This is a genomic window from Glycomyces niveus, assembly GCF_017592475.1.
GTDB classification, from domain to species: Bacteria; Actinomycetota; Actinomycetes; order Mycobacteriales; family Micromonosporaceae; genus Glycomyces; species Glycomyces niveus.
Genome location: NZ_JAGFNP010000002.1, coordinates 538,748 through 564,081, shown reverse-complemented (window position 1 = coordinate 564,081; position 25,334 = coordinate 538,748). Strand labels below are relative to the sequence as shown.

The window sequence follows — 25,334 nt, the reverse complement described above, 5'->3', positions numbered from 1 at the left end:
GCCGATTCTGCCATCGAGTGCGGCGGGGCCTGCTGCACCGTAGGGCTTGCGGTCAAGGCATCAGCGACGAAGAGGCGGGAGCGGGGCGCGGTCGGCAACAGGCCCGGCCCGGTTCGGGTTGGGACGCAGCCGGTTCGGCGTGAAACGTGAAGGTGTTCTCGTCTTGTGGGTGATGCGGGTACGGGTGGCGGCGCGGAAAATTGAAGGTACGTACAGGGATACGGAATCCGTGTAGGTGAACGAGATGGTGGTAAGCAGACTACGACATAAGCCTCTGGCCATCTGCCTGCATTGCACGGACGTCGAGTTGCGTTGGAACAGCAACCTTCGCTTTCGGCCACGGCCCTGTCGCGACACCACCGCCGAACCGTCCCGGGAGGGGACGGCCCAGCGGGATGCGATGACCAGGCCGGTCCACCGTAAGTCGGTGAAGTCCTGAAGAGCCATGACGACCGTGCCGGTTTCGTCGGAGGCGTCGAGGTCGACGGTGAAGTGCATCGCCCAGTCCTTGTCGCCCGCCGGGTCGTCGATGGTCTGGCGGACGGTCCAGGTGCGGCCTTCCTTGGTGATGTCGAGGTACTCGTTGCCGCGGGCGGCGCCGGTGGTGCCGATGTCGTCGTGGGCCTGGAAGTAGCGTTCCAGGGCGGCGTCCCATTTGGAGGCGGGCCAGCCGGTCTCGAGGGCCGCGAGGGCTTCGACGCGGTCGGCGGCGGCGAGTTCGACGTGGCGGAAGGCGGCGTTGCGGACGGCGATGGTGAAGGCCCGCTCGTTGTCGGTGAACGCCCGGGCCGGGCGGCCGGTGTCGATGTCCTCGTCCTGCTCGGCCGGATTGGTCAGCTGCTCCCACTCGTTGATGAGCGAGGAGTCGGTCTGGCGGATCGTCTCGCCGAGCCAGGCGGTGAGGTCGTCGAGCTCCTCGCCGCCGGTGTCCTCGGGCAGGGTCTGGATGAGCGCCTTGTACGCGCTCGAGAGGTACCGCAGCAGCAGGCCCTCGGCTCGCGGGAGCCCGTACAGGCCGATGTACTCGCCGAAGCTCATGCGGCCCTCCCAGATCTCGCGGAGGATCGACTTCGGCTCGAGCTGGTAGTCGGCGGCCCACGGGTGGCTCGTGCGGTAGGCGCTGAACGCCTCGTCGAGGAGGTCGGCGAGGGGCTTCGGGTAGTCCACTTCGGCGTCTTCGAGCTGGTTCATGCGGTCGTAGTAGTCGAGGCCGTCGGCCTTCATCGCCTCGATCGCCGCGCCCTTGGCCTTGCTGCGCTGCGCGGCCAGGATCTGGCCGGGCCCTTCGAGGGTCGCTTCGACGATCGAGACCACGTCCATCGCGTACGTGTCCGACTCGGTGTCCAGGAGCTCCAACGCCGCCAAGGCGAACGGTGCGAGCGGCTGGTTGAGCGCGAAGTGGTCGGGCATGTCGACGGTGAGTTTGACCTTGCCGCCGTCGATGACGATGATGCCGGCGTCGCGGAGGGTGCGGGCGATGGTGAGCGCGGTGCGGGCCATCTTCAGCTGCGTGGCGCGGTCGGCGTGGGAGTCCTCGATGAGGGTGCGCACGTGCTGGAACGTGTTGCCGGGCCGGGCGAGGAGGTTGATGAGCATCGCGTGGGTCATGCGCATGCGCGACTGCAGCGGCTCGGGCGGGGCCTCGGAGAGCGCGGCGAACGTCTCGTCGGACCAGCCGACGAACCCCTCCGGGGGCTTCTTCTTCGCCATCTTCTTGCGCTTCTTCGGGTCGAGCCCGAACTTCTGCATGGCCTTCTCGTTCTCGATGACGTGCTCGGGGGCTTCGCAGACGACGAAGCCCTCGGTGTCGAACCCGGCGCGGCCGGCGCGGCCGGCGATCTGGTGGAACTCGCGGGCGCGCAGGCGGCGGGTGCGGCGGCCGTCGTACTTGGTGAGGCCGGTGAAGAGAACGGTGCGGATGGGCACGTTGATGCCGACGCCGAGGGTGTCGGTGCCGCAGATGATCTTGAGCAGGCCCTGCTGGGCGAGGCGTTCGACCAGGCGGCGGTACTTGGGGAGCATGCCGGCGTGGTGGACGCCGATCCCGGAGCGCACGAGGCGGGCGAGGGTCTGGCCGAACTTGGTGGTGAACCGGAACCCGCCGAGCGCGGTGCCGATCGCGGCCTTGGCGTCCTTGTCCACGAGGTTGAGACTCGACAGCGACTGGGCGGTGTCGAGGGCCGCGGCCTGCGTGAAGTGCACGATGTACGCCGGGGCGCGGTTGTTCGCAACGAGGTTCTCGACGGTCTCGTGCAGCGGGGTCTTGCGGTACTCGTAGTGCAGCGGCACGGGCCGGGTCGCCGAGGCGATCAGGGCGGTCTCGCGGCCGGTGCGGCGGGTGAGGTCCTTCTGGAAGAACTCGGTGTCGCCGAGGGTGGCGGACATGAGCGTGAACTGGGCGCGGTGGAGTTCGAGGAGGGGGACCTGCCAGGCCCAGCCCCGGTCGGGCTCGGCGTAGAAGTGGAACTCGTCGGCGACGACGGAGTCGCAGTCGAGGTCGGCGCCTTCGCGCAGCGCGAGGTTCGCGAGGATCTCGGCGGTGCAGCAGACGAGCGGCGCGTCGGGGTTGACGGCGGCGTCGCCGGTGAGCATGCCGACGTTCTCGTGCCCGAACTGCTCGCACAGCTCGAAGAACTTCTCGGACACGAGCGCCTTGATCGGCGCGGTGTAGAAGGAGGTGCGCTGGTTGGCGAGGGCGTTGAAGTGCGCGGCGGCCGCGATGAGGGACTTGCCCGAGCCGGTGGGGGTGGCGATGATGGTGTTCTGGCCGGTGCAGATGGCCAGGAGGGCCTCTTCCTGGTGCTCGTAGAGGACGATCCCGGCGTCTTCGGCCCATTGCGCGAAGGCGGTGTAGACGTCGTCGGGTTCGGGCGTGTTCGAGGACGGCAGGTAGTCGATGAGGCTCACGGGGTTCAATGGTGCCCGCCCGCCCGGCCGGTCGGCCAGGCGGGTCCTGGTCCTAGTGGTCGTACGTGACGAGGACGGGGGCGTGGTCGGACCAGCGCTGGTCATGCGCGGGGGCGCGGTCGACCCAGGCCTTGGTGGCTTTCGCGGCGAGGCCGGCGGTGGCGACGTGGAGGTCGATGCGCCAGCCGGCGTCGTTGTCGAAGGCGCGGCCGCGGTAGGACCACCAGGAGTAGGGGCCGTCGACGCCGGGGTTGAGGGCGCGGACGACGTCGACGAAGGTGCCGGTGGCGTAGAGGTCGGTGAGCCACGCGCGTTCGTTCGGGAGGAAGCCCGCGGTCTTCTTGTTCGACTTCCAGTTCTTGAGGTCGGCTTCGGCGTGGGCGATGTTCCAGTCGCCGCAGACGAGGAGCTCGCGGCCGCTCGCCTGGGCCTTCTGGGCGGCGTGGGCGAGGTAGGCGGCGAAGACCGTCATGAAGCGTTCCTTCTCCACCTGGCGGGGCGTGTCGGTCTCGCCCGAAGGGAGGTAGAGGCTCGCGACGGTGAGGCCCGGAAGGTCGACCTCCGCATAACGGCCGTGGTCGTCGAACTCGACGGCACCGCTGAAACCGTCGAAGCCCGTGCGGACGGCCTCAGGTTCGCCCCGGGTCAGGACGGCCACGCCGGCGCGTCCTTTGGCGACGATCGAAGGAGCGACATGCCAGTGCCAGCCGCCGGCTTCGAGGACTTCGGCGGGGATCTGGTCGTGGGCGGCGCGCACTTCCTGGAGGAGCACCACGTCCGCTTGGGTCTGTTCGAGCCAGGGGATGACGCCCTTCTTGGCGGCGGCTCGGATCCCGTTGACGTTCGCGGTGGCGATGGTGCGCATCGGGCCAGCCTAACGCGGGCGGGCAGGCTCGGCCGGACGCGGCGCGACGGTGTGTGGCGCAGGTCTGACGGTAGGGAGCGGGCGGTGGCGCGGGGACCCCATAGACTGCTGGCATGACTTGGGAGGCGGGCGTGCGGGTGCGCGGAGGCGGTGCGTTGGTGCGGTGGTTCGCGGCCGCGCTGGCGGTGGTCTGCGCGGTGCTGGCGGTGCCTCCCGCGGCCGCTGCGGCCGAGAACGAGGACGACGTCGCGGGGATCGTCGTCGTCGGCGTGCCGGGCCTGGCGTGGACCGACATCGACGAAGCGGTGACGCCGAACCTGTGGGCGATGGCCGGCTCGGGGGCGTCGGCGTCGATGAGCGTGCGCACCATCGGGTCGTGGACGTGCCCGGAGGCGGGCTGGTTGAGCCTGGGCGCGGGCGAGCGCGCCGGTGGCGCGGCGCCGCGGGACGCGCAGTGCGCGGCGCAGTCGCAGCTGCCGGCCCCGGCCGAGGACGGCGGGGGCTGGACGGCCGAAGGCTGGGACGCCCTCGTCGAGGCGAACGAGTCGTTCAACTACGGGGCGCGGCTGGGTTCGCTCGCCGACGCCCTGGCGACCATGGCCGTCGAGGAAGAGGCCGCGGCCGTTGAGGCCGAGGCGGCGGGGGAGCCGGTCGTCGAGCCCGACCCGGGGGCGTGCGTGGCCGGCATCGGCGACGGCGCGGCGCTGGCGGCGGCCGACACCGAGGGCCGGATCGCGTTCTGGGCGCCGGATCTGGGCGCGCTGGGCGCGGCGATGGCCGCGTGCGACGTGGTGATCGTCGATCCCGGTGTGGTCGTGGGCGATGCGGCCGATGAGGCCCCCGATACGAGCACCGACTACGACCAGCTCGGGCAGGACGACGTCGGGGTCGGCTCCGACGACCCGTCGGGCGAGGTCGACGCCGGCGAGATCGAGCCCGAGCCGGACGCGGTGCGCGAGCGGGCCGCCGGTGCGGCCGACGCGGCCGTGGGCGAAGTCCGGGCGGCGCTGCCCGAGGACTGGCGGCTGCTGGTCGCGGGCGTCGCCGATGCGTCGGCGCCCTCGGCGCTCCACCCGGTCCTGTACGAAGGGGCGGGCGTCGAGACGGGCGAGCTGACGTCGGCCACGACCGGCCGCGACGGGTACGTCCAGTTGGTGGACGTGACGGCGACGGCGCTGGATGCGGTCGGCGCCGACGTGCCGGCGACGGTGGCGGGCGCGCCGATCCAGGTCCTGCCCGATGCGGGGCGGACGAGCGGTTCGGCGGTCGCGCAGGGCATCGACGAGACGGCGGCGTCGCAGGCGGTCATCTCGGTGAGCTTCGTGTTCTATTCGGTCCTGTCGGGCCTGGGCGTGCTCGGTGTGGCGGCGGCCGTGTGGCTGCTGTGCGGGCCGGACCGGTTCCGGGGCCTGGCGCGGGCGGTGTGCCTGGCGGTCGCGTCGATCCCGGTCGCGGGCGTCGCGGCCGGCATCCCGCACTGGTGGCGGGCGGACGACCCGCCGCTGGCGTTCTGGGCGATCATCGCCGCGGGCGTCGCGGTGCTCACCGCGGCGGCGTCGCTGCCGTGGACGCGGCAGGGCGCGCGGCCGGTGTGGGTGATCGCGGGCGCCGCGGCGCTGCTGATCGCGGTCGACCAGGTGTCGGGCGCGACCTGGCCGCTGCACACCCCGATGGGGTACACCGCGCAGGCGGGCGCCCGGTTCACGGGCCTGGGCAACTACGCGTTCGCCGTCTTCGCCGCGGCGGTGGTCCTGCTCGTGGCGTTCCTGCCGTGGCGCGGCCGCGCCCGGGTGTGGGGGCCGATCGCGATCGGCGTGTGCGCGGTGGTGATCGTGGGCGCCCCGAACCTGGGCCGCGACATGGGCGGCACTTTGACGCTCGTGGCGGCGGGCATCCTGTGCTGCTGGAAGCTGTGGGGCCGCCGCCTGACGGTCAAGGCCGTGGTCGTGGCCGGCGGGATCGCGTTCGCGGTGTTCGCCGTCGGCGGGTTCCTCGACTACCTGCGCCCGCAGGAGGACCAGACGCACCTGGGCCGGTTCGTCGGCTCCGTCCTCGACGGGACCGCGATGAACATCCTGATCCGCAAGGCCGACGCCGCCATCGGCACCATCGGGCGGCCTTTGACGTGGATCTCCCTGGCCGCGCTCATCGGCGCGATCGTGATCTGGCGCAAGCGGGCGCCGATCCGCTCCACCGAGGTCGCGGCCGCCGTCATCGGCCTGACGACCGTCGCCGTCGTCGGCGCGGTCGTCAACGACTCCGGGATCGCCGTCACCGGGTTCTGCACCGCGCTCGGATTCGGGCTCCTCGCCGTCGCGGTCGGGCCGCGCACCGAACGTGCCGAACCGGCCACACCGGACCCTGTCGCAACCGCCCCCACCAGCGGAAACTGACCGGCGCACCCCGGGTCCGGCCACCCCGGGACCGGCGGCGGGTAGGGTGAGGCCCATGCGCGTGGCCACGTGGAACATCAACTCGCTCAAAGCCCGCCTCGAAAGGCTCATCGCCTGGCTCGAGACCGCCGAGCCGGACGTGGTCTGCCTCCAAGAGCTCAAATGCGCGGACGCGGACGTGCCGATCGATGCGATCAGCGCCGCCGGGTACGAGACCGCCGCGTGGGGCCTGGGCCGCTGGAACGGCGTCGCGATCCTCTCGCGGGTAGGCATCGCGGACGTGCGCCGCGGCCTCGCCGACCAGCCCGCCTTCGGCGACGAGGTCGAACCGCGCGCCATCACCGCCACCTGCGGGCCCGTGCGCGTCCAGTCGCTGTACGTCCCCAACGGCCGCGACGTCGCCGACCCGCACTTCCCGTACAAGCTCGCCTTCCTCAAGGCCCTCGCGGACGACGTCGCCGTCAACGCCGCCGGCAGCCTCCCCTTCGCCGCCCTCGGCGACTACAACATCTGCCCCACCGACGCCGACGTCTGGGACGTCGACGCCTGGCCGGGCACCACCCACATCACGAAGGACGAGCGCGACGCGCTGGCCGCCGTCCAGGCCGCCGGCCTCGCCGACGTCTACCCGCGCCCCCTCAAGTACGACCAGCCGTTCACGTTCTGGGACTACCGCAACCTCGACTTCCCCAAGAACCGCGGCCTGCGCATCGACCTCGCCCTGGCCAACCCCGCTTTCACGGCGGCCGTCAAGGACGCGTACGTCGACCGCAACGAACGCAAAGGCAAAGGCGCCTCCGACCACGCCCCCCTCGTGGTCGACTTCGACCTGTAAACCCCGGCCGCCGCCCACGCCGGGGCGGCGACCCGACCCTCCGGAAGTAGACCTCCACCCGTGCGCAGCAAGCAGATCCTCCCCGTCGTGGTCCTCGCCGCCCTCGTGGCGTTCTTCCCGGTGCCGGCCTCGGCCGAACCCGACGAGAAGACCCTCGAATCCGACCTGGCCGAGGCCATCGACAAGGTCGCCGACGCCCAGGAGGCCGTCGACGCCGCCAACGCCCGCGCCGCCGAACTCGAGACGCGCATCACCGAGACCGAGGCGCAGTTCAACGAGCTCACCGCCGAACTCAACGAGTACGCCGTCTACCTCCACACCGAGGGCGACCTCCAGCAGACCAACGCGATCCTCTCCTCCGAGGACACCCGCGACCTGGTCGATGCCATGACCTACTCGGGGTTCCTCGGCGGCGAGCGCGCCGCGCTCATGAACGAGGCCGGGGCGCTCCTCGACGAGCTCGAAGCCCAGCGCCAGGCGCACGCCGACGAGATCAAGACCGCCGAAGACGCCCTCGCCGACGCCGAGAAGGCCGCCGAAGACCTCGAAGAGCAGCTCGAGGAGTTGCGCGCCGAGGAGGCCGCCGGGCCCGGCTCGGACGGGGGCGCGCCCGCCGCCGAAGGCTACGGCGGCGACGGCGGCGGCTGCACCGAGGACGACCCCACCACCGACGGCTGCCTCACCCCGCGGACCCTGCACATGTACAACGAGACGAAAGAGGCCGGCTTCGACCACTACGTCTCCTGCTACCGCTCCGGCGGATCCGGCGAGCACCCGCTGGGCCGCGCCTGCGACTGGGCCGCCGACGAGTCCGGGTTCCAGAACGAGGACGCGTCCGGCGACGACAAGACCTACGGCGACCAGCTCGCCGCCTGGTACGTCAACAACGCCGACTCGCTCGGCGTCGAATACGTGATCTGGTACCGCGAGTTCTGGTCGCCCTCGTCGGGGTGGCGCTCCTACTCCGGCGCCGGCGGCGACCCCGCCTCCGACCACACCAACCACGTCCACGTCTCCATGCGCTAAGGAAGTCAGGCCATGATCCGTGAGCGCTACCTGAGCGCGGCCCGCACCGGACTCTCCCTGCTCGCCCACGAGTCGGTCGCAGGGCGCTGGGCCGAACCTTCGGCCCTGGCAGGATTCACCGTGGGCGGCCTCGCCACCCACCTTTCCCAGCAGGTCACCTCTGTCACGGCCGCGCTCGCGGCCGACCACGCCGGCAAGGAGGTCATCGGCCTGTACGAGCATTACGACCGGGCCGCCTGGCTCGCCGCCGACATCGACAACGACTACAACACCGGCATCAGGGATGGCGGTGAACGCGCCGCGGAGGCGGGACACGGCCCCGTCCTGGCCGAAGCCGTCGCGGCCCTGGAAGCCTTGGAACGGCTCCTTCCCGGTAACCCTCCCGGCACGGTCTCGGGCAACCCGCGCTGGCCGTATGCGACGCCGCTCGGCGACTTCCTGCGCACCCGCATCCTCGAACTGGTCGTGCATGCCGACGACCTCGCCGTATCCGTCGGCGTTGCCACACCCGAGTTCGCGCCCGAGACGTTCGAAATCGCGACGTGCATCCTGGCGCGCCTGGCCGCGAAGCGCCACGGGCAGGCGAGCCTGGTGCGCGCCCTCGCGCGAGCCGAGCGCGCCCCGGCGTCGATCAGCGCCCTGTGACACCCGCCCCGGGCCGTGGCGGCCCGCCGCGCGGGTGTGCTACGGTTCGCCCCATGTCTTGGTCTGTTCGCAACTATTGGCGCTTTAAGCCGGCTCCGGGTGGAGCCCGGCGCCTCGAGCGCTGACGGACGAACACACCCGGAGCCAACAAGGCAGCGACACCAGTCGCTGCCTTTCGTCGTCAGGCGGGCCGGCACCGGGAAGACCTCGAGTGGACAGGACCCGCCTCGCAACACAGATGGGAACCGCACTCCGATGACCACGCCCGCCGATCGCTCACCGCAGACCAGCGACCTGCGCGTCACCGCGTTCCAGCCGCTCGTCGCCCCGGCCGCCCTCCGCGCCGAGCTGCCGCTCGGGGCCGACCGCGCCGCGCTCGTCGAGCGCACCCGCCGCGAGGTCACGCACGTCCTCGACGGCACCGACGACCGCCTTCTCGTGGTCGTCGGTCCCTGCTCGGTCCACGACCCGGCCGCCGCGAAGGACTACGCGCAGCGCCTCGCGGCCGCTGCGGCGCCGCTGTCGGACGCGCTCATGGTCGTCATGCGCGTGTACTTCGAGAAGCCCCGCACCACGGTCGGCTGGAAGGGCCTCATCAACGACCCGCACCTGGACGGCACGCACGACGTCGAGCTGGGTCTGCGCACCGCCCGCCGCGTCCTGCTCGACGTTCTCGACACGGGCCTGCCGGTCGGGTGCGAGTTCCTCGAGCCCACCAGCCCGCAGCACATCGCCGACGCCGTCTCGTGGGGCGCGATCGGGGCCCGCACCACCGAGTCCCAGGTCCACCGCCAGCTCGCGTCGGGCCTGTCGATGCCGGTGGGGTTCAAGAACACCACTGACGGCGACCTGGCCTCGGCGATCGACGGCTGCCGGGCCGCGGCCGGGGACCACGTGTTCTTCGGTGTCGACGAGGACGGGCGTGCCTCCATCGTCTCCACCAGCGGCAACCCCGACTGCCACATCATTCTGCGCGGCGGCCGCGGCGGCCCCAACTACAGCCCTGAGGACATTCGCGACGCGCTGGCGCTGTTGGCCAAGCACGGCATGCCGCAGCGGCTGGTCGTGGACGCCAGCCACGCCAACTCCGGCAAGGACCATGTGCGCCAGGCCGAGGTCGTCCGCGAGCTCGCCGCGCGGATCGCGGCGGGGGAGCAGGGCGTCGCCGGGCTGATGATCGAGAGCTTCATCGAGCCGGGCCGCCAGGAGCCGGGCCCGCTCGGCACCCTCGACTACGGCAAGTCCGTCACCGACGCGTGCGTCGGCTGGGACGAGACCGCCGCGCTCCTGGGCGAGCTCGCCGAAGCGGTCCGCACCGCACGCGCCTGAGAGCACAACGGAAGGCCCGCAGCGACATGCTGCGGGCCTTCCGTTTGCGTTGTGCGCTAGGCGATGCGGATGGTGTTCCAGGACATCGCGGGCAGTTCCACGAACGCGACGCCGTCCTTGACGGTGATGTCGCCGTTGGCGACCGGGACGACCCGGTCCTGCTCGGCGAGGGTGTTCTTCGCGTCCGGGTCCGCGTCGGTCAGCGTCGAGCAGGTCAGGTCCGTGCGGCCGCCGAGCGAGGCGAGGTCGATCTCGAGCGTCAGGGGCGCTTCGAGGTCGCGGTTGACGGCGAAGACCGTGAAGGTGCCGTCCTCGTTCGCCACCGCGACCGAGTGGAGTGCGTCGACCGCGCCGTACTTCTCGGTCTCGAGCTGCGGCGAGGCGGCGTTGACGCGCAGCACCTTGCCGCGCCCGAACTTCGAGGCCTCCGCGAAGGGGTAGAACGTGGTCTGGCGCCACGCCGGGCCGTCGGGCTCGGTCATGATCGGCGCGATCACGTTCACCAGCTGCGCGAGGCAGGCCGCGGTGACGCGGTCGCAGCGGCGCAGGAGCGTGATCATCAGCGACCCGAAGACGACGGCGTCCATCGTCGAGTAGATGTTCTCGAGCTGGCGGGGGGCGACGGACCACGGTTCGTCGCGCTCGCCGGTGGGCGCGTCCTGGTACCAGACGTTCCACTCGTCGAAGGAGATGTTGATCTTCTTGTCGCTCTTGAGCTTCGCGCCGACCGCGTCGGCGGTGGCGGTGACGCCGTCGATGAACAGCTCCATGTCCTGGGCCGAGGCCATGAACGACTTGAAGTCGCCGTCGCGGGGCTGGTAGTAGGCGTGGGCGGAGATGTAGTCGACCGACTCGTAGGACTGGGTGAGCACCTCGGCCTCCCAGGCACCGAACTCGGGCATGCCGCGGGACGAGGAGCCGCACGCGACGAGGTCGAGCTCGGGGTCGATGTACCGCATGGAGCGGGCGACCTGGTCGGCGGTGCGGCCGTACTCGTGGGCGGTCTTCTGGCCGATCTGCCAGGGGCCGTCCATCTCGTTGCCCAGGCACCACAGCTTGATGCCGTAGGGCTCCTCGTCGCCGTGGGAGCGGCGCAGGTCCGACCAGTAGGTGCCGCCGGGGTGGTTGGCGTACTCGAGGAGGTCCAGGGCCTCCTGCAGGCCGCGGGTGCCCAGGTTGACGGCCATGTTCGGCTCGACGTCGGTGGCGCGGCAGAACTTCATGAACTCGCCGAGGCCGAACTGGTTGGTCTCGGTGGTGCCCCAGGCGAGGTCGAGGCGGCGGGGCCGGTCCTCCTTGGGGCCGGTGCCGTCCTCCCAGCGGTAGCCGGAGACGAAGTTCCCGCCCGGGTAGCGGACCATGGTCGGGCCCAGTTCGGCGATGAGGTCGAGGACGTCCTGGCGCAGGCCGTCGGCGTTCGCGGTCGCGTGCCCGGGCTCGTAGATGCCGGTGTAGACGCACCGGCCCAGGTGCTCGACGAAGGAGCCGAACAGCCGCTCGGGCACGTCGGCGACGGTGAAGCGCGGATCGAACTCGATGCGCGCGGAGTGGTGCTCGGCCATAATCGCCTCCTGGAAGGGTTCATCTGCATCGTCGCCGGCGGCCCGGGGGGCGGCGCGAACGCGCCGGGCCGGTTGTTGCGCAGACGCTACCAGACCCGAACTTTACCGTTACAGGAGCGGGCCGTCACCGACCCGGACGCCTGCTACAGCTCCCGCGAGGTCGAGGCCCGCGCGACGAGTTCGGGCTGGAAGACCACGTTGCGATGGGTGTGCCCCTCGCCCTCGCCGATCTCGTCGAACAGCAGCTGCGCGGCCGTGCGGCCCAGCTGCGAGCGCGGCTGGCGGATCGAGGAGAGCGGCACCGCGGCGGCTGCGGCGAAGTCGATGTCGTCGTAGCCGATGATCGCGCACTCCTGGGGGACCTTGACGCCGTGCATCGTCAGGGCCTGGAGGGCGCCGAGTGCGACGAGGTCGTTGGCGCAGAACATGGCCGTGGGGCGCTCGTCGAGGCCGAGCATCTGCTCGACGGCCTCGCGCCCGGCCGCGAAGTTGAGGCCGGCGGTGGTGAAGACCTCGAGGGCGATGCCGCGCTCGTCGCAGACGTCGCGGCAGCCCTGGAGGCGGTCGGCGACCTGGGGGATGGAGGCGGGGCCGCCGACGAACGCGATGCGGGCGTGTCCGCGGTCGGCGAGGTGGCCGGCGGCGAGGCGGCCGCCGTGGACGTCGTCGACGGCGACCGAGCAGTGGGGGTGGCGCCCGGCGCCGCGGTCGACGAGGACGAGGGGGATGTCGTGGCCGGAGAGGCGTTCGATCCAGGAGGCGGAGGTGTCGTCGACGGGGGTGATGAGCAGGCCGAGGACGCGCTGCTCCTCGAGGATCTCGAGGTGGCGGCGTTCGCGGCGGACGTCCTCGCCGGAGTCGCAGACGGTGACGACGCCGCCGGCGGACTCGATGAGGGGCTCGGCGCCGCGCACGACGTCGGTGAAGAACGGGTTGGCCACGTCCAGCACGACGACCGCGACGGTGCGCGAGCGGCCGGCCCGCAGCTGGCGGGCGGAGTCGTTGCGCACGTAGCCGAGTTCGGCGATGGCGGCCTGCACGCGCGAGCGGGTCTCCTCGGCGACGGCCTCGGGCCGGTTGAGCACGTTGGAGACCGTCCCGACCGACACGCCGGCGGCGCGCGCGACGTCCTTCATGCTGGTTGTGGTCATCGTCACCTCACGAATGCTATCGGGAGCCCAGGGTAATGCAGGGGTGCGCATCGACGCATCGACGGCTGTCGCTGCGGGTGGGCACTCGGGCAACCGGTTGAAACGGTTCAACGGTGGAGCCGGAGCTTGAGGAGCATATACCGAACCGTGTTCGAATTTCTTCGTGGTCGCGCCTTGACAACCTGAGGCCCGAGGGTTTTACTTATCGAAATCCCTTCATGAATCGATTCAAAAATGTGTGCGGTCCTCACCGCCACGCCCCGCGAACACTTCCGAGGAGGAACCCCTTGGCAGCCCCGACCAACGGCTTGCAAGCGCCTTCCAAGGCGCGCGTGTGCTTCACGCTCCGCGTCCGGCCCGACCGCCTCGACGAGTACCGCGAACGCCACGCCGCCGTCTGGCCCGACATGCTCGCCGCCCTCGCCGAGACCGGATGGACCAACTACTCCCTCTTCCTCGGCGACGACGGACTCCTCGTGGGCTACCTGGAGACCGACGACTTCGACGCCGCCCGCGCCGGCATGGCCGAGCGCGAAGTCAACGCCCGCTGGCAGGCCGAGATGGCCCCCTTCTTCGAAGGCACCGGCGGCGCCAACGCCGACGACGCCTTCACCGTCCTCCCCGAAGTGTTCAACCTCGAGACACAACTGGCCCAGGCCGCCAACGAAGGAGCCGGCGAATGAGCGACCGCAGCACGAGCGCCAAGCAGATTCTCGCCGCCCAGAGCATCGAACTGCCCTCCTGGGCCTTCGGCAACTCCGGCACCCGCTTCAAAGTCTTCGCCCAGCACGGCGTCCCCCGCGACCCGTACGAGAAGATCGCCGACGCCGCCCAGGTCAACCAGTACACCGGCGCCGCCGGATCCGTCGCCCTCCACATCCCCTGGGACAAAGTGGACGACTACACCGCCCTCGCCGCGCACGCCGCCGACCTCGGCGTGCGCATCGGCACCATCAACTCCAACACCTTCCAAGACGACGACTACATGCTCGGCTCCGTCTGCCACCCCGACCCCGCCGTCCGCCGCAAGGCCACCGACCACCTCCTCGAATGCGTCGACATCATGGACGCCACCGGCTCGGCGGACCTCAAACTCTGGTTCGCCGACGGCACCAACTACCCCGGCCAGGACTCCATCGCCGACCGCCAGGACCGCCTCGCCGACGTCCTCGCCGAGGTCTACGACCGCCTCGGCGACGACCAGCGCCTCCTTCTGGAGTACAAGCTGTTCGAGCCGTCGTTCTACACGATGGACGTCCCCGACTGGGGGACGGCGTACGCGCACTGCCTCAAGCTCGGGTCGAAGGCGCAGGTGGTGATCGACACCGGGCACCACGCCCCCGGCACCAACATCGAGTTCATCGTGGCGGTGCTGCTGCGGGAGGGGAAGCTCGGCGGGTTCGACTTCAACTCGCGGTTCTACGCCGACGACGATCTGATGGTGGGCTCGGCGGATCCGTTCCAGTTGTTCCGGATCATGCACGAGCTGGCGCTGCGGGGTGTGGTGGGCCCGGAGTCGGGGATCGCGTACATGCTCGACCAGTGCCACAACATCGAGCCGAAGATCCCCGGTCAGATCCGGTCGGTGATGAACGTGCAGGAGGCCACCGCGAAGGCGCTGCTGGTGGACACCGATGCGCTCGCCGAGGCGCAGGCCGCCGGAGACGTCTTGGGCGCCAACGCGGTCCTGATGGACGCCTACAACACCGACGTGCGCCCGCTGCTGGCGGAGCTTCGCGAGGAGCAGGGTCTGGACGCTGATCCGATGGCGGCGTACGCGGCGTCGGGGTATGCGGAGAAGATCCGGGCCGACCGCCAGGGCGGCCGGGCCGCCGGTTGGGGGGCGTAGTCGTGGGTGCGGTCGAGGACCTGATCGGCCGGTCGAACCGGCTGGGCGCGGACAAGCGGAACACGAATTTCGCGGGCGGGAACACGTCGGCGAAGGGCACCGAGATCGACCCGGTGACCGGGGAGCCGGTGGAGCTGCTGTGGGTCAAGGGTTCCGGGGGCGACCTGGGGACGTTGACGGCGGCGGGTCTGGCGGTGCTGCGGCTGGATCGGATGCGGGCCATGGCGGGCACGTATCCGGGTGTGGACGCCGAGGATGCGATGGTGGCGCGGTTCGACTTCTGCCTGCACGGGCGGGGCGGGGCCGCACCTTCGATCGACACGGCGATGCACGGCCTCGTCGACGCGGCGCATGTGGACCATCTGCACCCGGATTCGGGGATCGCGTTCGCGACGGCCGCCGACGGCCCGGCGCTCACGAAGGCGTGCTTCGGGGACCGGGTCGTGTGGGTGGACTGGCGTCGGCCGGGATTCCAGCTGGGCCTGGACATCGCGGCGATCAAGGCGGCGAATCCGCAGGCGATCGGGTGCATCCTCGGTGGGCACGGCATCACCGCGTGGGGCGACACGTCCGAGGCGTGCGAGGCGAACTCGCTGGAGATCATCCGCGGGTGCGAGGCGTTCATCGCCGAGCGCGGCAAGGCCGCCCCGTTCGGGGCGCGCGTGGCCGAGCCCCTCGACGCTGATGCGCGTTCGGCGCGGGCGGCGGCGCTCGCGCCGGTCATCCGGGGTCTGGTCTCGACCGATCGCCGCCAGGTGGGGCATTTCACCGACGACCCGGTCGTCCTGGATTTCCTCGCTTCGGAGCGGCTGGGCGAGCTGGCGGCTTTGGGCACGTCGTGCCCGGACCATTTCCTGCGCACGAAGGTGCGGCCGCTGGTGCTCGAAACCGCTGCGGCGCAACCGCTTGCGGAGGTCATCGCCCACCTCCGGGAGCGCCACGCGGCGTACCGGGAGGACTACCGGGCCTACTACGAGCGGTTCGCGACGCCGGCGTCTCCGGCGATGCGCGGCGCGGACCCCGCGATCGTGCTCGTCCCGGGCGTGGGCATGTTCTCGTTCGGGCCGGACAAGCCGACCGCGCGCGTGGCGGGGGAGTTCTACGTCAACGCGATCAACGTGATGCGCGGCGCGGAGGCGATCTCGACGTATGCGCCGATCGACGAGTCGGAGAAGTTCCGCATCGAGTACTGGGACCTCGAAGAGGCCAAGCTCCAGCGGATGCCGAAGCCCAAGCCGCTCGCGGGGCGGGTCGCGTTCGTGACCGGCGCGGCCGGCGGTATCGGCAAGGCCACCGCCGAGCGGCTCGCGGCCGAAGGCGCGTGCGTCGTCATCGCCGACCTCGACCTCGCCAAAGCCGAGGCGGCGGCGGCCGAGATCGGGAACGCCGACACCGCGATCGGTGTGGCCTGCAACGTGACCGACGAAGCGGCGATCACCGCCGCACTGGACGCGGCCGCGCTGGCGTTCGGCGGCGTCGACCTCATCGTCAACAACGCCGGGCTCTCGCTGTCGAAGCCGCTGCTGGAGACGACCGCGGCGGACTGGGACCTGCAGCACGACGTCATGGCGAAAGGCTCGTTTCTCGTCTCCCGCGAAGCGGCGCGGTTGATGATGGCGCAGGGCATGGGCGGGGACATCGTCTACATCGCGTCGAAGAACTCGGTGTTCGCCGGCCCCAACAACATCGCCTACTCCGCCACGAAGGCCGACCAGGCCCACCAGGTCCGCCTCCTCGCCGCCGAACTGGGCGAGCACGGCATCCGCGTCAACGGCGTCAACCCCGACGGCGTCGTCCGCGGCTCCGGCATCTTCGCCTCCGGCTGGGGCGCCAACCGCGCCGCCGTCTACGGCGTCGAAGAGGAGAAGCTGGGCGAGTACTACGCCGGGCGCACCCTCCTCAAGAAGGAAGTGCTGCCGTCCTCGGTCGCCGACGCCGTCTACGCGCTCGTCGGCCCCGACCTGGGCCTGACCACCGGCGTCCACCTCCCCGTCGACTCGGGCAACCCGCAGGGATTCCTGCGGTGACGGTCCTCGCCGCAGTCGACCTGGGCGCGTCCTCCGGGCGCGTCATGGCCGCCCGAGTCGATGGGGACCGGATCCGCCTCGCCGAGGCGGCCCGGTTCCCCAACCGGGCGGTCCCGGTCCACGGCCGCCTCCACTGGGACGTCCTCGGCCTGTGGTCGGGGATCCTCGACGGCCTGCGGGCCGTGGGCGAGGCCGTCGCGGTAGGCGTCGACTCCTGGGCCGTCGACTACGGCCTCCTCGACGCCGACGGGCGCCTCATGGGCAACCCCGTCTGCTACCGCGACGCCCGCAACGCGCCCGCCCGCGACCGGCTCCTGGCCGCGCTCGACCCCGCGGACCTGTTCGCGCGCACCGGTATCCAGCACCAGCCGTTCAACACCGTGTTCCAGCTCGCGGCCGAGGACCCGGCCGCGCTCGACCGCGCCGACCGGCTCCTCCTCATCCCCGACCTCATCGGGTACTGGCTCTCGGGCGCCAGCGCGTGCGAGGCCACGAACGCGTCCACGACCGGCCTGGTCGATCAGGGCACGGGCACGTGGGGGCACGAGTGGTGCTCGGCGGCGGGTTTCCGCGCCGACCTGCTCGGCGCGATCACCCCGACCGGTACGGTGCTTGGTCCGGTTCTTCCCGAGGTCGCCGCCGCCACGGGCCTGGGGCCGTCCACTGCGTACATTGCGACGGCGAGCCATGACACGGCCGCGGCGGTCGCGGCGGTCCCTTACGAGGGCGACCGGGCCGCCTACATCTCCTGCGGCACGTGGTCGCTCGTCGGGGTCGAGCGGAACGCTCCGATCACCTCGCCCGAGGCGCTCGCGGCGGGGTTCACGAACGAGCGGAGCGCGGACGGTGCGATCCGGTTCCTGCGCAATGTCGCCGGGCTGTGGCTGCTGAGCGAGTCGGTCGACACCTGGCGCCGCCAAGGCCTTGACGTCGACCTCGGCGACCTCCTTGCCGGGGCCGGGCGGTGCGAGCGGCTGCGTTCGGTCGTGGACCCTGACGACGTCCGGTTCGCCGATCCCGGCGACATGCCCGGGCGGGTCCGGGCCTACTGCGCCGAGACCGGTCAGCCCGTCCCTGAGACGCCGGCGGCGGTGGCGGCGTGCGTGCTCGACTCGCTCGCGCTGGCCCACCGGCGCGCCCTCGACGACCTCGAGGCCCTGACCGGCGAGGCGGTCGAGACGGTTCACATTGTCGGGGGCGGCGCGAACAACGCGCTGCTGTGCCAGTTGACGGCCGACGCCACCGGCCGCACCGTGCTGGCCGGTCCCGACGAGGCCACGGCCCTGGGCAATGCCCTCGTCCAAGCCCAAGCGCTGGGCTTGATCGCGGCGGGCCCTGACGCTCGGCGCGCCGCCGCCCGCGCCTCCGCACGTCCGCGCCGCTTCGAACCCCGAGGGCCGCAAGACCCCTGGGTGCGAGCGGCGGCGCGGTTGCCGTCCGCCGCCGTCGCCTGACCCGGGCGACCGGCGAACCGAATAGATCCCGAAGGCCCGCCCCCCGGGTGGGACCCCTCTTATATAGAAGGAGCAAGTCAACGATGATGCGCAACCCTCACGGCCTCCGGCGCCGCTCACTCCTCACCGGTGCTTCGGCCGCGGCGGTCCTCGCCGCCGCTGCCGCGTGCGGCGAGGACGGCCCGGCCGGCACCGCCGACGACCCGATCGAGATCAGCTTCGAATGGTGGGGCGACCAGACGCGCGCCGACATCACCAAGGAGGCGGTCGCGCTCTTCGAGCAGAAGAACGTCGGCATCAAGGTGAAGATGAACTTCGCCGACTTCCCGACCTACTGGGAGGGCATGACCGGGCGCATGGCGTCGCAGGACCTGCCCGACGTGTTCCAGATGGACTACTCGCGGCTGCGCCAGTTCGGCACCTCCGGGCTGCTGCTGCCCCTCGAGGGTGTCGTCAAGACCGACGACTTCCGTGAAGGGTTCCTCGAGACGGCGAAGCTGGACGGCACGCTCATCGCCGTGCCGGCCGCGGGCAACACCCTCGGCCTGATCTACCGCGCCGACTGGTTCGAGGCGCACGGTGTCGCGGCCCCCGCCCCCGGCTACAGCTGGGACGCCTACAAGGCCGACATCGCCACCGTCACCGCCGGCCTCGGCGGTGGCAAGTGGGGCGGCGGCGACTGGGCCGGCCAGTACCACTTCATGGAGCTGTGGCTGCGCCAGCAGGGCGGGTCGTTCTACACCGAGGACGGCAAGGCGATCGCGTTCGACCAGGCCAAGCTCGCCGAATGGTGGCAGACCACGGCGGACCTGTACGCCGCCGGGGACGTCCCGCCGGTCGAGACCACCATCGAGTGGGTCGAAGGCGGGCTCGTCCAGGACCTGCTCGCCTCCGAGATCGGCTGGGACAACTTCATGCCCGGCTTCTCGCCGACCGTCGAGGCCAACGGCGGGACGCTCGCGCTCACCGCGCCGCCCTCGCTGGACCCGAACAACCTGGGCCTGTACCTCAAGCCCTCGATGCAGTTCGTGATCGCGGCCGCCACGGAGCAGGCCGAGGCTTCGGCGAAGCTCGTCGACTTCCTCCTCGGCGACCCCGAGGCGATCAAGATCCTGGGCACCAGCCGCGGCATTCCGGCCACCAACACCGGCCTGGAGAACGTCGAGCTCGATGCGGCCTCGCAGGCCGTCATCGACTACGAGGCCTCGGTCGCGCAGTACCTCACCACCCCGCCGCCGGCCCCGCCGGCCGCGACCGGCGCCATCGAGGTCAAGTTCGGCGAGCTGTACCAGCAGGTCCAGTACGGCGAGATGACTCCGGACGAGGCCGCCGCGCTGTTCTTCACCGAGGCCGAGACCCTCCTGGCGAACGAGCAGTAACCCGTCCGGGCCGAGCCGTCGCCCCGGCACGGCACATCGACAGAGCCACCGCTTCGGCTCGCAAGCTCCACCGAAGGAATCCTCACCGTGTCAGCTTCTCCCTCCACGACCGCGCCACCCGCGGCCACCGGGGCCGGAGCGCCGCCTGCGGGCGGGAGCCGGGGGGCGGCCAAGCGCCGCACCCCGCCCTCCCGCCGCGGCGAGCGGCTCGTCGGCTACACCTTCATGACCCCCTGGATCATCGGGTCGCTCGTCTTCACCGTCGGTCCGATGCTGTGGTCGCTGTACCTCTCGTTCACCGACTACCATCTGCTGCTCGGCGGCGAGTTCATCGGCCTGGAGAACTACGCGGCGATGTTCGACGACCCGATGTTCGGCCGGGCCGTCAAGGTGACCTTGCTGTACGTCCTTTTGGCCGTGCCGCTCAAGCTCATCGCCTCGCTCGCCGTCGCCATGCTCCTGACGCAGTCGCGGCGGGGCATCGGCTTCTACCGGGCGGCGTTCTACATGCCTTCGCTCATCGCCATGAGCGTCGGCATCGCGATCGTCTGGAAGGCCCTGTTCGCCGGCGGCGGCCCCCAGGACCAGTTCATGTCCTGGTTCGGCTGGGACGGCGGCGGGTTCATCGGCAACCCGTCGGTGTCGATCCTGATGCTCGTCCTGTTGTCGGTGTGGACGTTCGGCGCGCCCATGGTCATCTTCATGGCCGGGCTCCTGCAGGTCCCTTCGGAGCTGCATGAGGCCGCCGAAGTCGACGGTGCCGGGAAATGGCACCGGTTCGTGCACATCACGATCCCGATGCTCTCGCCGGTCATCTTCTTCAATGTGCTCATGGAGACCGTGCACGCCTTCCAGCTGTTCGGGCCGGCGTTCATCATCGGCGGCACCGCGGGGGGCCCGGCCTGGTCGACCCTGTTCTACACCGTCCGCATCTACGCGCTGGCCTTCGTCGACCTGCGCATGGGCTACGCCTCCGCGTGGGCGTGGGTGCTCGTGCTCGCCGTCGGCGTGGTCACGCTCGTCATGTTCCGCGCCGCCAAGAACCTCGTCTACTACGCGGGGGAGGACAACCGATGACCAGCACCAGCACCGCCGGGCCGCGGGTGATCGCGCGCAAGCGGCGCACTCCGGCCGCTCGCGTCAAATCCGTGATCTGGCACGTCGCGCTTCTGGCCGTCCTCGTGGTCGTCCTCTACCCGGCGTTCTGGGTCCTGACCGCCGCGGTCAAACCGAACGCCGAGATCCTCACCAGCATCTCGCCGATCCCGACGTCGATCACGTGGGAGCACTTCGCGTCCGCGTTCGACGGCATGGCCGGGATCGGGCTGTGGCGGTTCTTCTGGAACTCGTTCGTCATCGCCGCGCTCTCGGTGGTCGGCATCGTCGCCTCCTGCTCGATCACCGCCTACGCGCTGGGGCGGCTCGAATTCCCCGGCCGCAAGGCGATGTTCGCCGTCGTGATCGCGACCTTGCTCCTGCCGGGCCAGGTCATGCTCATCCCGCAGTACCTGATCTTCTCCGAGATGGATGTCGTCAACACGATCTTCCCCCTCGTCATCGGGAAGTTCTTGGGCCTGGACGCGTTCTTCGTGTTCATGTACGTCCAGTTCCTGCGCGGCATCCCCCGCGAGCTCGACCAGGCCGCGACCATCGACGGCGCCGGGCACTTCCGGATCTTCTTCTCGATCATGCTGCCGCTGCTGCGCCCGGCGATCGTGACCTCGTCGATCTTCACGTTCATCTGGTCGTGGAACGACTTCATGGGCCCCTTGATCTACCTGCACGAGATCGAGAAGTTCCCGCTGCCGCGACTGCTGCAGTCCTACAACAACACCGAAGCGGTCTCCAACTACGGCGGCATGATGGCCATGACGCTGCTCTCGCTCGTTCCGGTCGTCCTGTTCTTCCTGGTGTTCCAGAAGTTCCTCATCAAGGGCATCGCCACCTCGGGCGTGAAGGGCTAGCGTGGCGACCGTGGCACGGCAACGGCGGCAGGCGTTCGGCGAGGGGTTCGCGCTCCTGGCCGAATGCCTGCTGACCGGCGCCTGGCTCGTCCTGGCGGCACTGCCGGTCGTGACGCTCCCGGCCGCGCTGGCCGCCGCCGCGCGGCACATCGCCGCGTACGTCGACGGCGACCCGACCGGCTGGCGCGGCTACTGGGCGGACTTCCGGGCCGCTTGGCGCGGCTCCTGGCGGACGGGCCTGGCCGTCATCGGCGCGGGCCTGCTCCTGGCGCTCAACCTCGCCGTCCTCGCCCAGGAAGGCGTCCCCGGCCGGCCCGGGTTCGCCCTGGCCACCGTCATCGTCGCCGGCCTGGCCGCGACGGTGCTCCTGCGGGCCGCGGCCGCCTGGACACCCGGGGAGCGGTGGCGGGCCCTGTTCGCCGGCGCGCTCGAGGAGACCCGCACCGACGCCTCCGGCACCGGCATCCTCCTGGGCGGCATCGCCGTCCTCGCGGCGTGCGCGTGGGCGCTGTGGCTCCTGGTCGTCCCCATGAGCGGCTGCCTCATCGGCGCCGCGGTGGCCGTCCGCCGCCGCCGCGCCGTCCGCGACGAGGAGGCCCGCCCCAGCGCCTGAACGCCCCTTTCGCCCGCCCGAGCCGGTCCGCGAGGACCGGCCGGGGTTGTTTCCTGTCACGTTTTCGGCACCGCCCCCGCCCCCGCCTAGTCCTCAGGGGACGGTGTTTCGCAAGGTCCCGCTCGAAACGGCCCCGTCAGGTGCGATGCGCCGCCCGTGCATCAGCGCCCAAAATCCGGGGTACAGGTGTCGGAGGCTCCGGTTAGAATCCAGATACACCCACCGAACCGGACGCACCGCGCTTCCAACGAGCAGACGAACCGCCCGCCGCACCTGACGGGCGAGAGGAGACGACCCCGGGCGCGCCGCCGCACACGCGGCAGCGGGCCCCCGAGAGGACCGCCTTGAGCAAACCAGCAGCAGCGCCGCTCCCCGGTTGGGGCGTCTGGACGTGGCCCAACCTCGTCACCGCCGTGCGCCTCCTCGGCATCCCGCTGGTGTGCTACCTCCTCCTGGCCACCGAGTTCTACTGGCAGGCCGCGATCATCCTCGCCGTCGGCGGCGGCACCGACTGGGTCGACGGCCAACTCGCCCGCCGCCTGGGCCAGGTCTCCAAACTCGGGCGCCTCCTCGACCCCTTCGTCGACCGGCTCTACATCCTCAGCTCACTGCTCATGCTCACCTTCCTGGGGCTCCTGCCGTGGCTGTTCGCCATCGTCGTCCTCCTGCGCGACGCCGTCATGGTCTCCATGGTCATCGTCCTGCGCTGGCACGGCTTCGCGCCCCCGCAAGTGCACTTCCTCGGCAAATGCGCCACCGCGATGGTGTTCATGTCCTTCCCCGTGCTCGTCATCGCCGGCCTCGTCGCCGACGCCGACACCTGGGCCGCCCCGCTCGGCTGGGCCCTCGCCTGGTGGGGCCTGGGCCTGTACTGGCTCGCCGCGATCGTCTACCTGCGCCAAGCCGCCGGCCTCCTGCGCGCCGGCCGCCCGCAGCCGCGCGTCGCCGCATAGCGGCCGCAGCGCCGATGATCACGAGCCGCGGCCCCGCCGCAGGCCGCCCGCGCCCGGGCGATACGGTCATGATCGTCCGACCCGCCGCCCGGCGGGGTTTCCAAGAGGGGAGCGCCAGGTGATTCCGGAGCAACTGCGTTACACCGCGGAGCACGAGTGGGTCGAGGTGCGCGAAGGCAACGTCCTGCGCATCGGCATCACCGACTTCGCGCAGAACGCGCTCGGCGACGTCGTCTTCGTGCAGCTTCCGGAGGCGAACACCGAGGTGCGGGCCGGTGACGTGGTCGGCGAAGTCGAGTCGACCAAGAGCGTCTCCGACGTGTACGCTCCGTTGACCGGTAAGATTCTTGCGTGCAATGACGAATTGTCGGAATCCCCGGAATTGGTGAACAGCGACCCCTATGCGGCGGGCTGGATGTTCGACATCGAAGTCGAGGATGCCGGCTCGCTCGCTGCTTTGCTCGACGCCGGTGCGTATGCGAAGCTTACGGAGTGACCAGAGGGTCCAGACTTGTAGAAGGTGGCAATCCATGACGCGTTCGAATGACGAGTTCCCTCCGCCGGATGTTACGGCCACGATGAACCTGTCGGCGCTCCAGGAGAGCGGCGAGGTCGACGCGGAGACGAACGCCGCGAACCTGGCGAGCTCGCTTCCCGCGGGAACCGCTTTGCTGCTGGTCAGGCGCGGCCCGAACGCGGGTGCGCGCTTCCTGCTCAACCAGGAGGTCACCACCTCCGGGCGGCATCCCGATTCCGATATCTTCCTCGATGACGTGACCGTCTCGCGGCGCCACGCCGAATTCCACCGCGACGCGAACGGATTCACCGTCCGCGACGTCGGCAGCCTCAACGGCACCTACGTCAACCGCGAACGCGTGGAGACCGCAGGCCTCGGCAACGGCGACGAGGTCCAGATCGGCAAATTCCGCCTCGTGTTCGTCAGCGGCCCCAAGCTGGCCGCGGCCTAACCCGCTCGAACCCCCGGCGACCGCCCCGCGGCCGCCGACCACGAGTAGGCTGAACAGTCTCGAGGACCCGCCCGGGGCCGCCCCGGCGCGGGTCCGTTCCAGTCACGGCACCCGATGGAGGCGTACCGGTGCGGATGATGACCGTAGTCGGGGTCCGCGTGGAACTCCCGAGCAACCAGCCGGTGGTCCTGCTCAAAGAGGCCGAAGGCCACCGGTACCTGCCCATCTGGATCGGCACCGTCGAAGCCGCCGCCATCGCCTACCAGCAGCAGGACGTGCAGCTCTCCCGCCCCCTCACCCACGACCTCATGCGCGACGTCCTCGACGCCCTCGACGTCACCCTCACCGCCGTCGAGATCACCGAACTGCGCGACACCGTCTACTTCGCCGAACTCGTCCTCGACGGCCGCACCCGCGTCTCCTCCCGCTCCTCCGACGCCATCGCCCTCGCCCTGCGCGCCGAAGCTCCCATCTGGTGCGCCGACGCCGTCCTCGACGAAGCCGGCGTCGTCCTCCCCGACACCCAAGAGGACGAAGTGGAGAAGTTCCGCGAATTCCTCGAAGACGTCACGCCCGAGGACTTCGGCGAAAGCCAGTAGCGACCCCGGCGACCTGCCGAGGTTTTCTCTCGTTCAGCCCATGGTGGAGGGTCCGGCGGTTACGCTCGGCTGCATCACCGGCAACAGGGGAGGAAGCCATGGACGCCCACAGTGAACCCGCAGGCCGCCCGGCCGTCCCCCCCAACCAGATCCGCGGCTGGAGGGGCACCGCCGCCTGCCGCGTCGTCGGCATCTCCTACCGCCAACTCGACTACTGGGCCCGCACCGGCCTCGTCGAACCCTCCATCCGCCGCGCCTCGGGCTCGGGCTCCAACCGCCTCTACTCCTTCCGCGACATCATCGTCCTCAAAGTCATCAAACGCCTCCTCGACGCCGGCGTCTCCCTCCAGAACATCCGCAAAGCCGTCGAGGCCCTCCGCTCCCGCGGCGTCAAAGACCTCGCCGAGATCACCCTCATGTCCGACGGCTCCACCGTCTACGAATGCCGCTCCGCCGGCGAGGTCATCGACCTCCTCCGCGGCGGCCAAGGCGTCTTCGGCATCGCCGTGCGCACCACCGTCACCGAAGTCATGGGACGCCTCGCCACCCTCCCCGGCGAAGCCCCCGTCAAAGCCCCCACCCGCCTCCACCCGCCCGAGCAGACCCAAGCGCACCACACCGGGACCGTGCCCGGTCGCCGACGCACCGCCTCCTGACCTACCATGGCCGCAGAGCCGGAAAACCGGGCGGGAGAGATCGTGGGCCACATGCGCTCCACGGCACCGAAGGGGCAAGTCCCTCGCTTCAAACTCTCAGGTACCAGGACCGCCCGGAATTGGCCGCTCTGGAGCCGGCACACGCGCAGGTGACAGACG

At 70.8% G+C, this 25,334-nt stretch carries 22 protein-coding genes and 1 riboswitch; of the genes, 18 read left to right on the top strand and 4 right to left on the bottom strand.

Features of this window, described 5'->3' with window-relative positions:
• Nucleotides 1-60 precede the first annotated feature (60 nt).
• A complete protein-coding gene (locus J5V16_RS05565) occupies nt 61-2,916 on the bottom strand; it encodes a DEAD/DEAH box helicase (RefSeq protein WP_408612370.1) in 2,856 nt (951 codons plus the stop codon).
• 43 nt (nt 2,917-2,959) lie between these two features.
• On the bottom strand, nt 2,960-3,772 hold the full coding sequence (locus J5V16_RS05560; protein WP_208495060.1) for an exodeoxyribonuclease III: 813 nt from the start codon (nt 3,770-3,772) through the stop codon (nt 2,960-2,962).
• 113 nt (nt 3,773-3,885) lie between these two features.
• Between J5V16_RS05560 and J5V16_RS05555 the strand changes: the two genes are divergently transcribed.
• The 5 genes from J5V16_RS05555 to J5V16_RS05535 all read left to right on the top strand — a co-directional run bounded on the left by J5V16_RS05555 (nt 3,886) and on the right by J5V16_RS05535 (nt 10,000).
• Nucleotides 3,886-6,165, top strand: a complete 2,280-nt coding sequence (locus J5V16_RS05555; protein WP_208495059.1) for a hypothetical protein — start codon at nt 3,886-3,888, stop codon at nt 6,163-6,165.
• 55 nt (nt 6,166-6,220) lie between these two features.
• Complete coding sequence (locus tag J5V16_RS05550; RefSeq protein ID WP_208495058.1) at nt 6,221-7,000, top strand: exodeoxyribonuclease III; 780 nt, start codon at nt 6,221-6,223, stop codon at nt 6,998-7,000.
• 60 nt (nt 7,001-7,060) lie between these two features.
• Entirely contained in the window at nt 7,061-8,026 is a 966-nt protein-coding gene (locus tag J5V16_RS05545) for a coiled-coil domain-containing protein (RefSeq protein ID WP_208495057.1), read from the top strand.
• Between the two features lie 12 nt (nt 8,027-8,038).
• Nucleotides 8,039-8,671, top strand: a complete 633-nt coding sequence (locus tag J5V16_RS05540; protein WP_208495056.1) for a maleylpyruvate isomerase N-terminal domain-containing protein — start codon at nt 8,039-8,041, stop codon at nt 8,669-8,671.
• A gap of 255 nt (nt 8,672-8,926) precedes the next feature.
• Entirely contained in the window at nt 8,927-10,000 is a 1,074-nt protein-coding gene (locus J5V16_RS05535) for a 3-deoxy-7-phosphoheptulonate synthase (protein WP_208495055.1), read from the top strand.
• Nucleotides 10,001-10,056: 56 nt separating this feature from the next.
• On the opposite strand, the gene arfA is transcribed toward J5V16_RS05535, so the two are convergent.
• Both arfA and J5V16_RS05525 read right to left on the bottom strand, forming a co-directional pair.
• Nucleotides 10,057-11,562, bottom strand: coding sequence for an arabinosylfuranosidase ArfA (arfA, locus tag J5V16_RS05530; RefSeq protein WP_208495054.1), 1,506 nt, complete (start codon nt 11,560-11,562; stop codon nt 10,057-10,059).
• Between the two features lie 143 nt (nt 11,563-11,705).
• Nucleotides 11,706-12,713, bottom strand: coding sequence for a LacI family DNA-binding transcriptional regulator (locus J5V16_RS05525; protein ID WP_208495053.1), 1,008 nt, complete (start codon nt 12,711-12,713; stop codon nt 11,706-11,708).
• 308 nt (nt 12,714-13,021) lie between these two features.
• Between J5V16_RS05525 and J5V16_RS05520 the strand changes: the two genes are divergently transcribed.
• The 13 genes from J5V16_RS05520 (at nt 13,022) to J5V16_RS05460 (ending at nt 25,175) form a co-directional block, all read left to right on the top strand.
• A complete protein-coding gene (locus tag J5V16_RS05520) occupies nt 13,022-13,396 on the top strand; it encodes an L-rhamnose mutarotase (protein ID WP_408612380.1) in 375 nt (124 codons plus the stop codon).
• Nucleotides 13,393-14,562, top strand: coding sequence for an L-rhamnose isomerase (gene rhaI, locus J5V16_RS05515; RefSeq protein ID WP_208495051.1), 1,170 nt, complete (start codon nt 13,393-13,395; stop codon nt 14,560-14,562). Before J5V16_RS05520 ends, rhaI begins: the two co-directional genes overlap by 4 nt.
• 2 nt (nt 14,563-14,564) lie before the next feature.
• Nucleotides 14,565-16,589 carry a bifunctional aldolase/short-chain dehydrogenase gene (locus J5V16_RS05510; protein WP_307792869.1) on the top strand — a complete coding sequence of 675 codons (2,025 nt, stop codon included), beginning with the start codon at nt 14,565-14,567 and terminating at the stop codon, nt 16,587-16,589.
• Nucleotides 16,586-18,043: a rhamnulokinase gene (locus J5V16_RS05505; protein WP_307792868.1), complete on the top strand. Its 1,458-nt coding sequence runs from the start codon at nt 16,586-16,588 to the stop codon at nt 18,041-18,043. The genes J5V16_RS05510 and J5V16_RS05505 overlap by 4 nt, the downstream gene beginning before the upstream one ends.
• An 83-nt stretch (nt 18,044-18,126) precedes the next feature.
• Nucleotides 18,127-19,422 (top strand): ABC transporter substrate-binding protein, encoded by a 1,296-nt coding sequence (locus J5V16_RS05500; protein WP_208495049.1) that lies wholly within the window; start codon nt 18,127-18,129, stop codon nt 19,420-19,422.
• A gap of 78 nt (nt 19,423-19,500) precedes the next feature.
• Nucleotides 19,501-20,499, top strand: a complete 999-nt coding sequence (locus J5V16_RS24235; RefSeq protein ID WP_408612379.1) for a carbohydrate ABC transporter permease — start codon at nt 19,501-19,503, stop codon at nt 20,497-20,499.
• Complete coding sequence (locus J5V16_RS05490) at nt 20,496-21,386, top strand: carbohydrate ABC transporter permease (RefSeq protein WP_208495047.1); 891 nt, start codon at nt 20,496-20,498, stop codon at nt 21,384-21,386. Before J5V16_RS24235 ends, J5V16_RS05490 begins: the two co-directional genes overlap by 4 nt.
• A 10-nt stretch (nt 21,387-21,396) precedes the next feature.
• Nucleotides 21,397-21,999 (top strand): DUF624 domain-containing protein, encoded by a 603-nt coding sequence (locus J5V16_RS05485; protein WP_208495046.1) that lies wholly within the window; start codon nt 21,397-21,399, stop codon nt 21,997-21,999.
• 344 nt (nt 22,000-22,343) lie between these two features.
• Nucleotides 22,344-22,952, top strand: coding sequence for a CDP-alcohol phosphatidyltransferase family protein (locus J5V16_RS05480; protein WP_208495045.1), 609 nt, complete (start codon nt 22,344-22,346; stop codon nt 22,950-22,952).
• A 118-nt stretch (nt 22,953-23,070) separates the two neighbouring features.
• A complete protein-coding gene (gcvH, locus tag J5V16_RS05475; protein ID WP_307792867.1) occupies nt 23,071-23,448 on the top strand; it encodes a glycine cleavage system protein GcvH in 378 nt (125 codons plus the stop codon).
• Nucleotides 23,449-23,482: 34 nt separating this feature from the next.
• Entirely contained in the window at nt 23,483-23,920 is a 438-nt protein-coding gene (locus J5V16_RS05470; protein WP_208495044.1) for an FHA domain-containing protein, read from the top strand.
• 128 nt (nt 23,921-24,048) lie between these two features.
• A complete protein-coding gene (locus J5V16_RS05465; protein WP_208495043.1) occupies nt 24,049-24,519 on the top strand; it encodes a bifunctional nuclease family protein in 471 nt (156 codons plus the stop codon).
• 98 nt (nt 24,520-24,617) lie between these two features.
• Nucleotides 24,618-25,175, top strand: coding sequence for a MerR family transcriptional regulator (locus tag J5V16_RS05460; RefSeq protein ID WP_208495042.1), 558 nt, complete (start codon nt 24,618-24,620; stop codon nt 25,173-25,175).
• A gap of 21 nt (nt 25,176-25,196) precedes the next feature.
• Nucleotides 25,197-25,297, top strand: a riboswitch (glycine riboswitch).
• Nucleotides 25,298-25,334 lie beyond the last annotated feature (37 nt).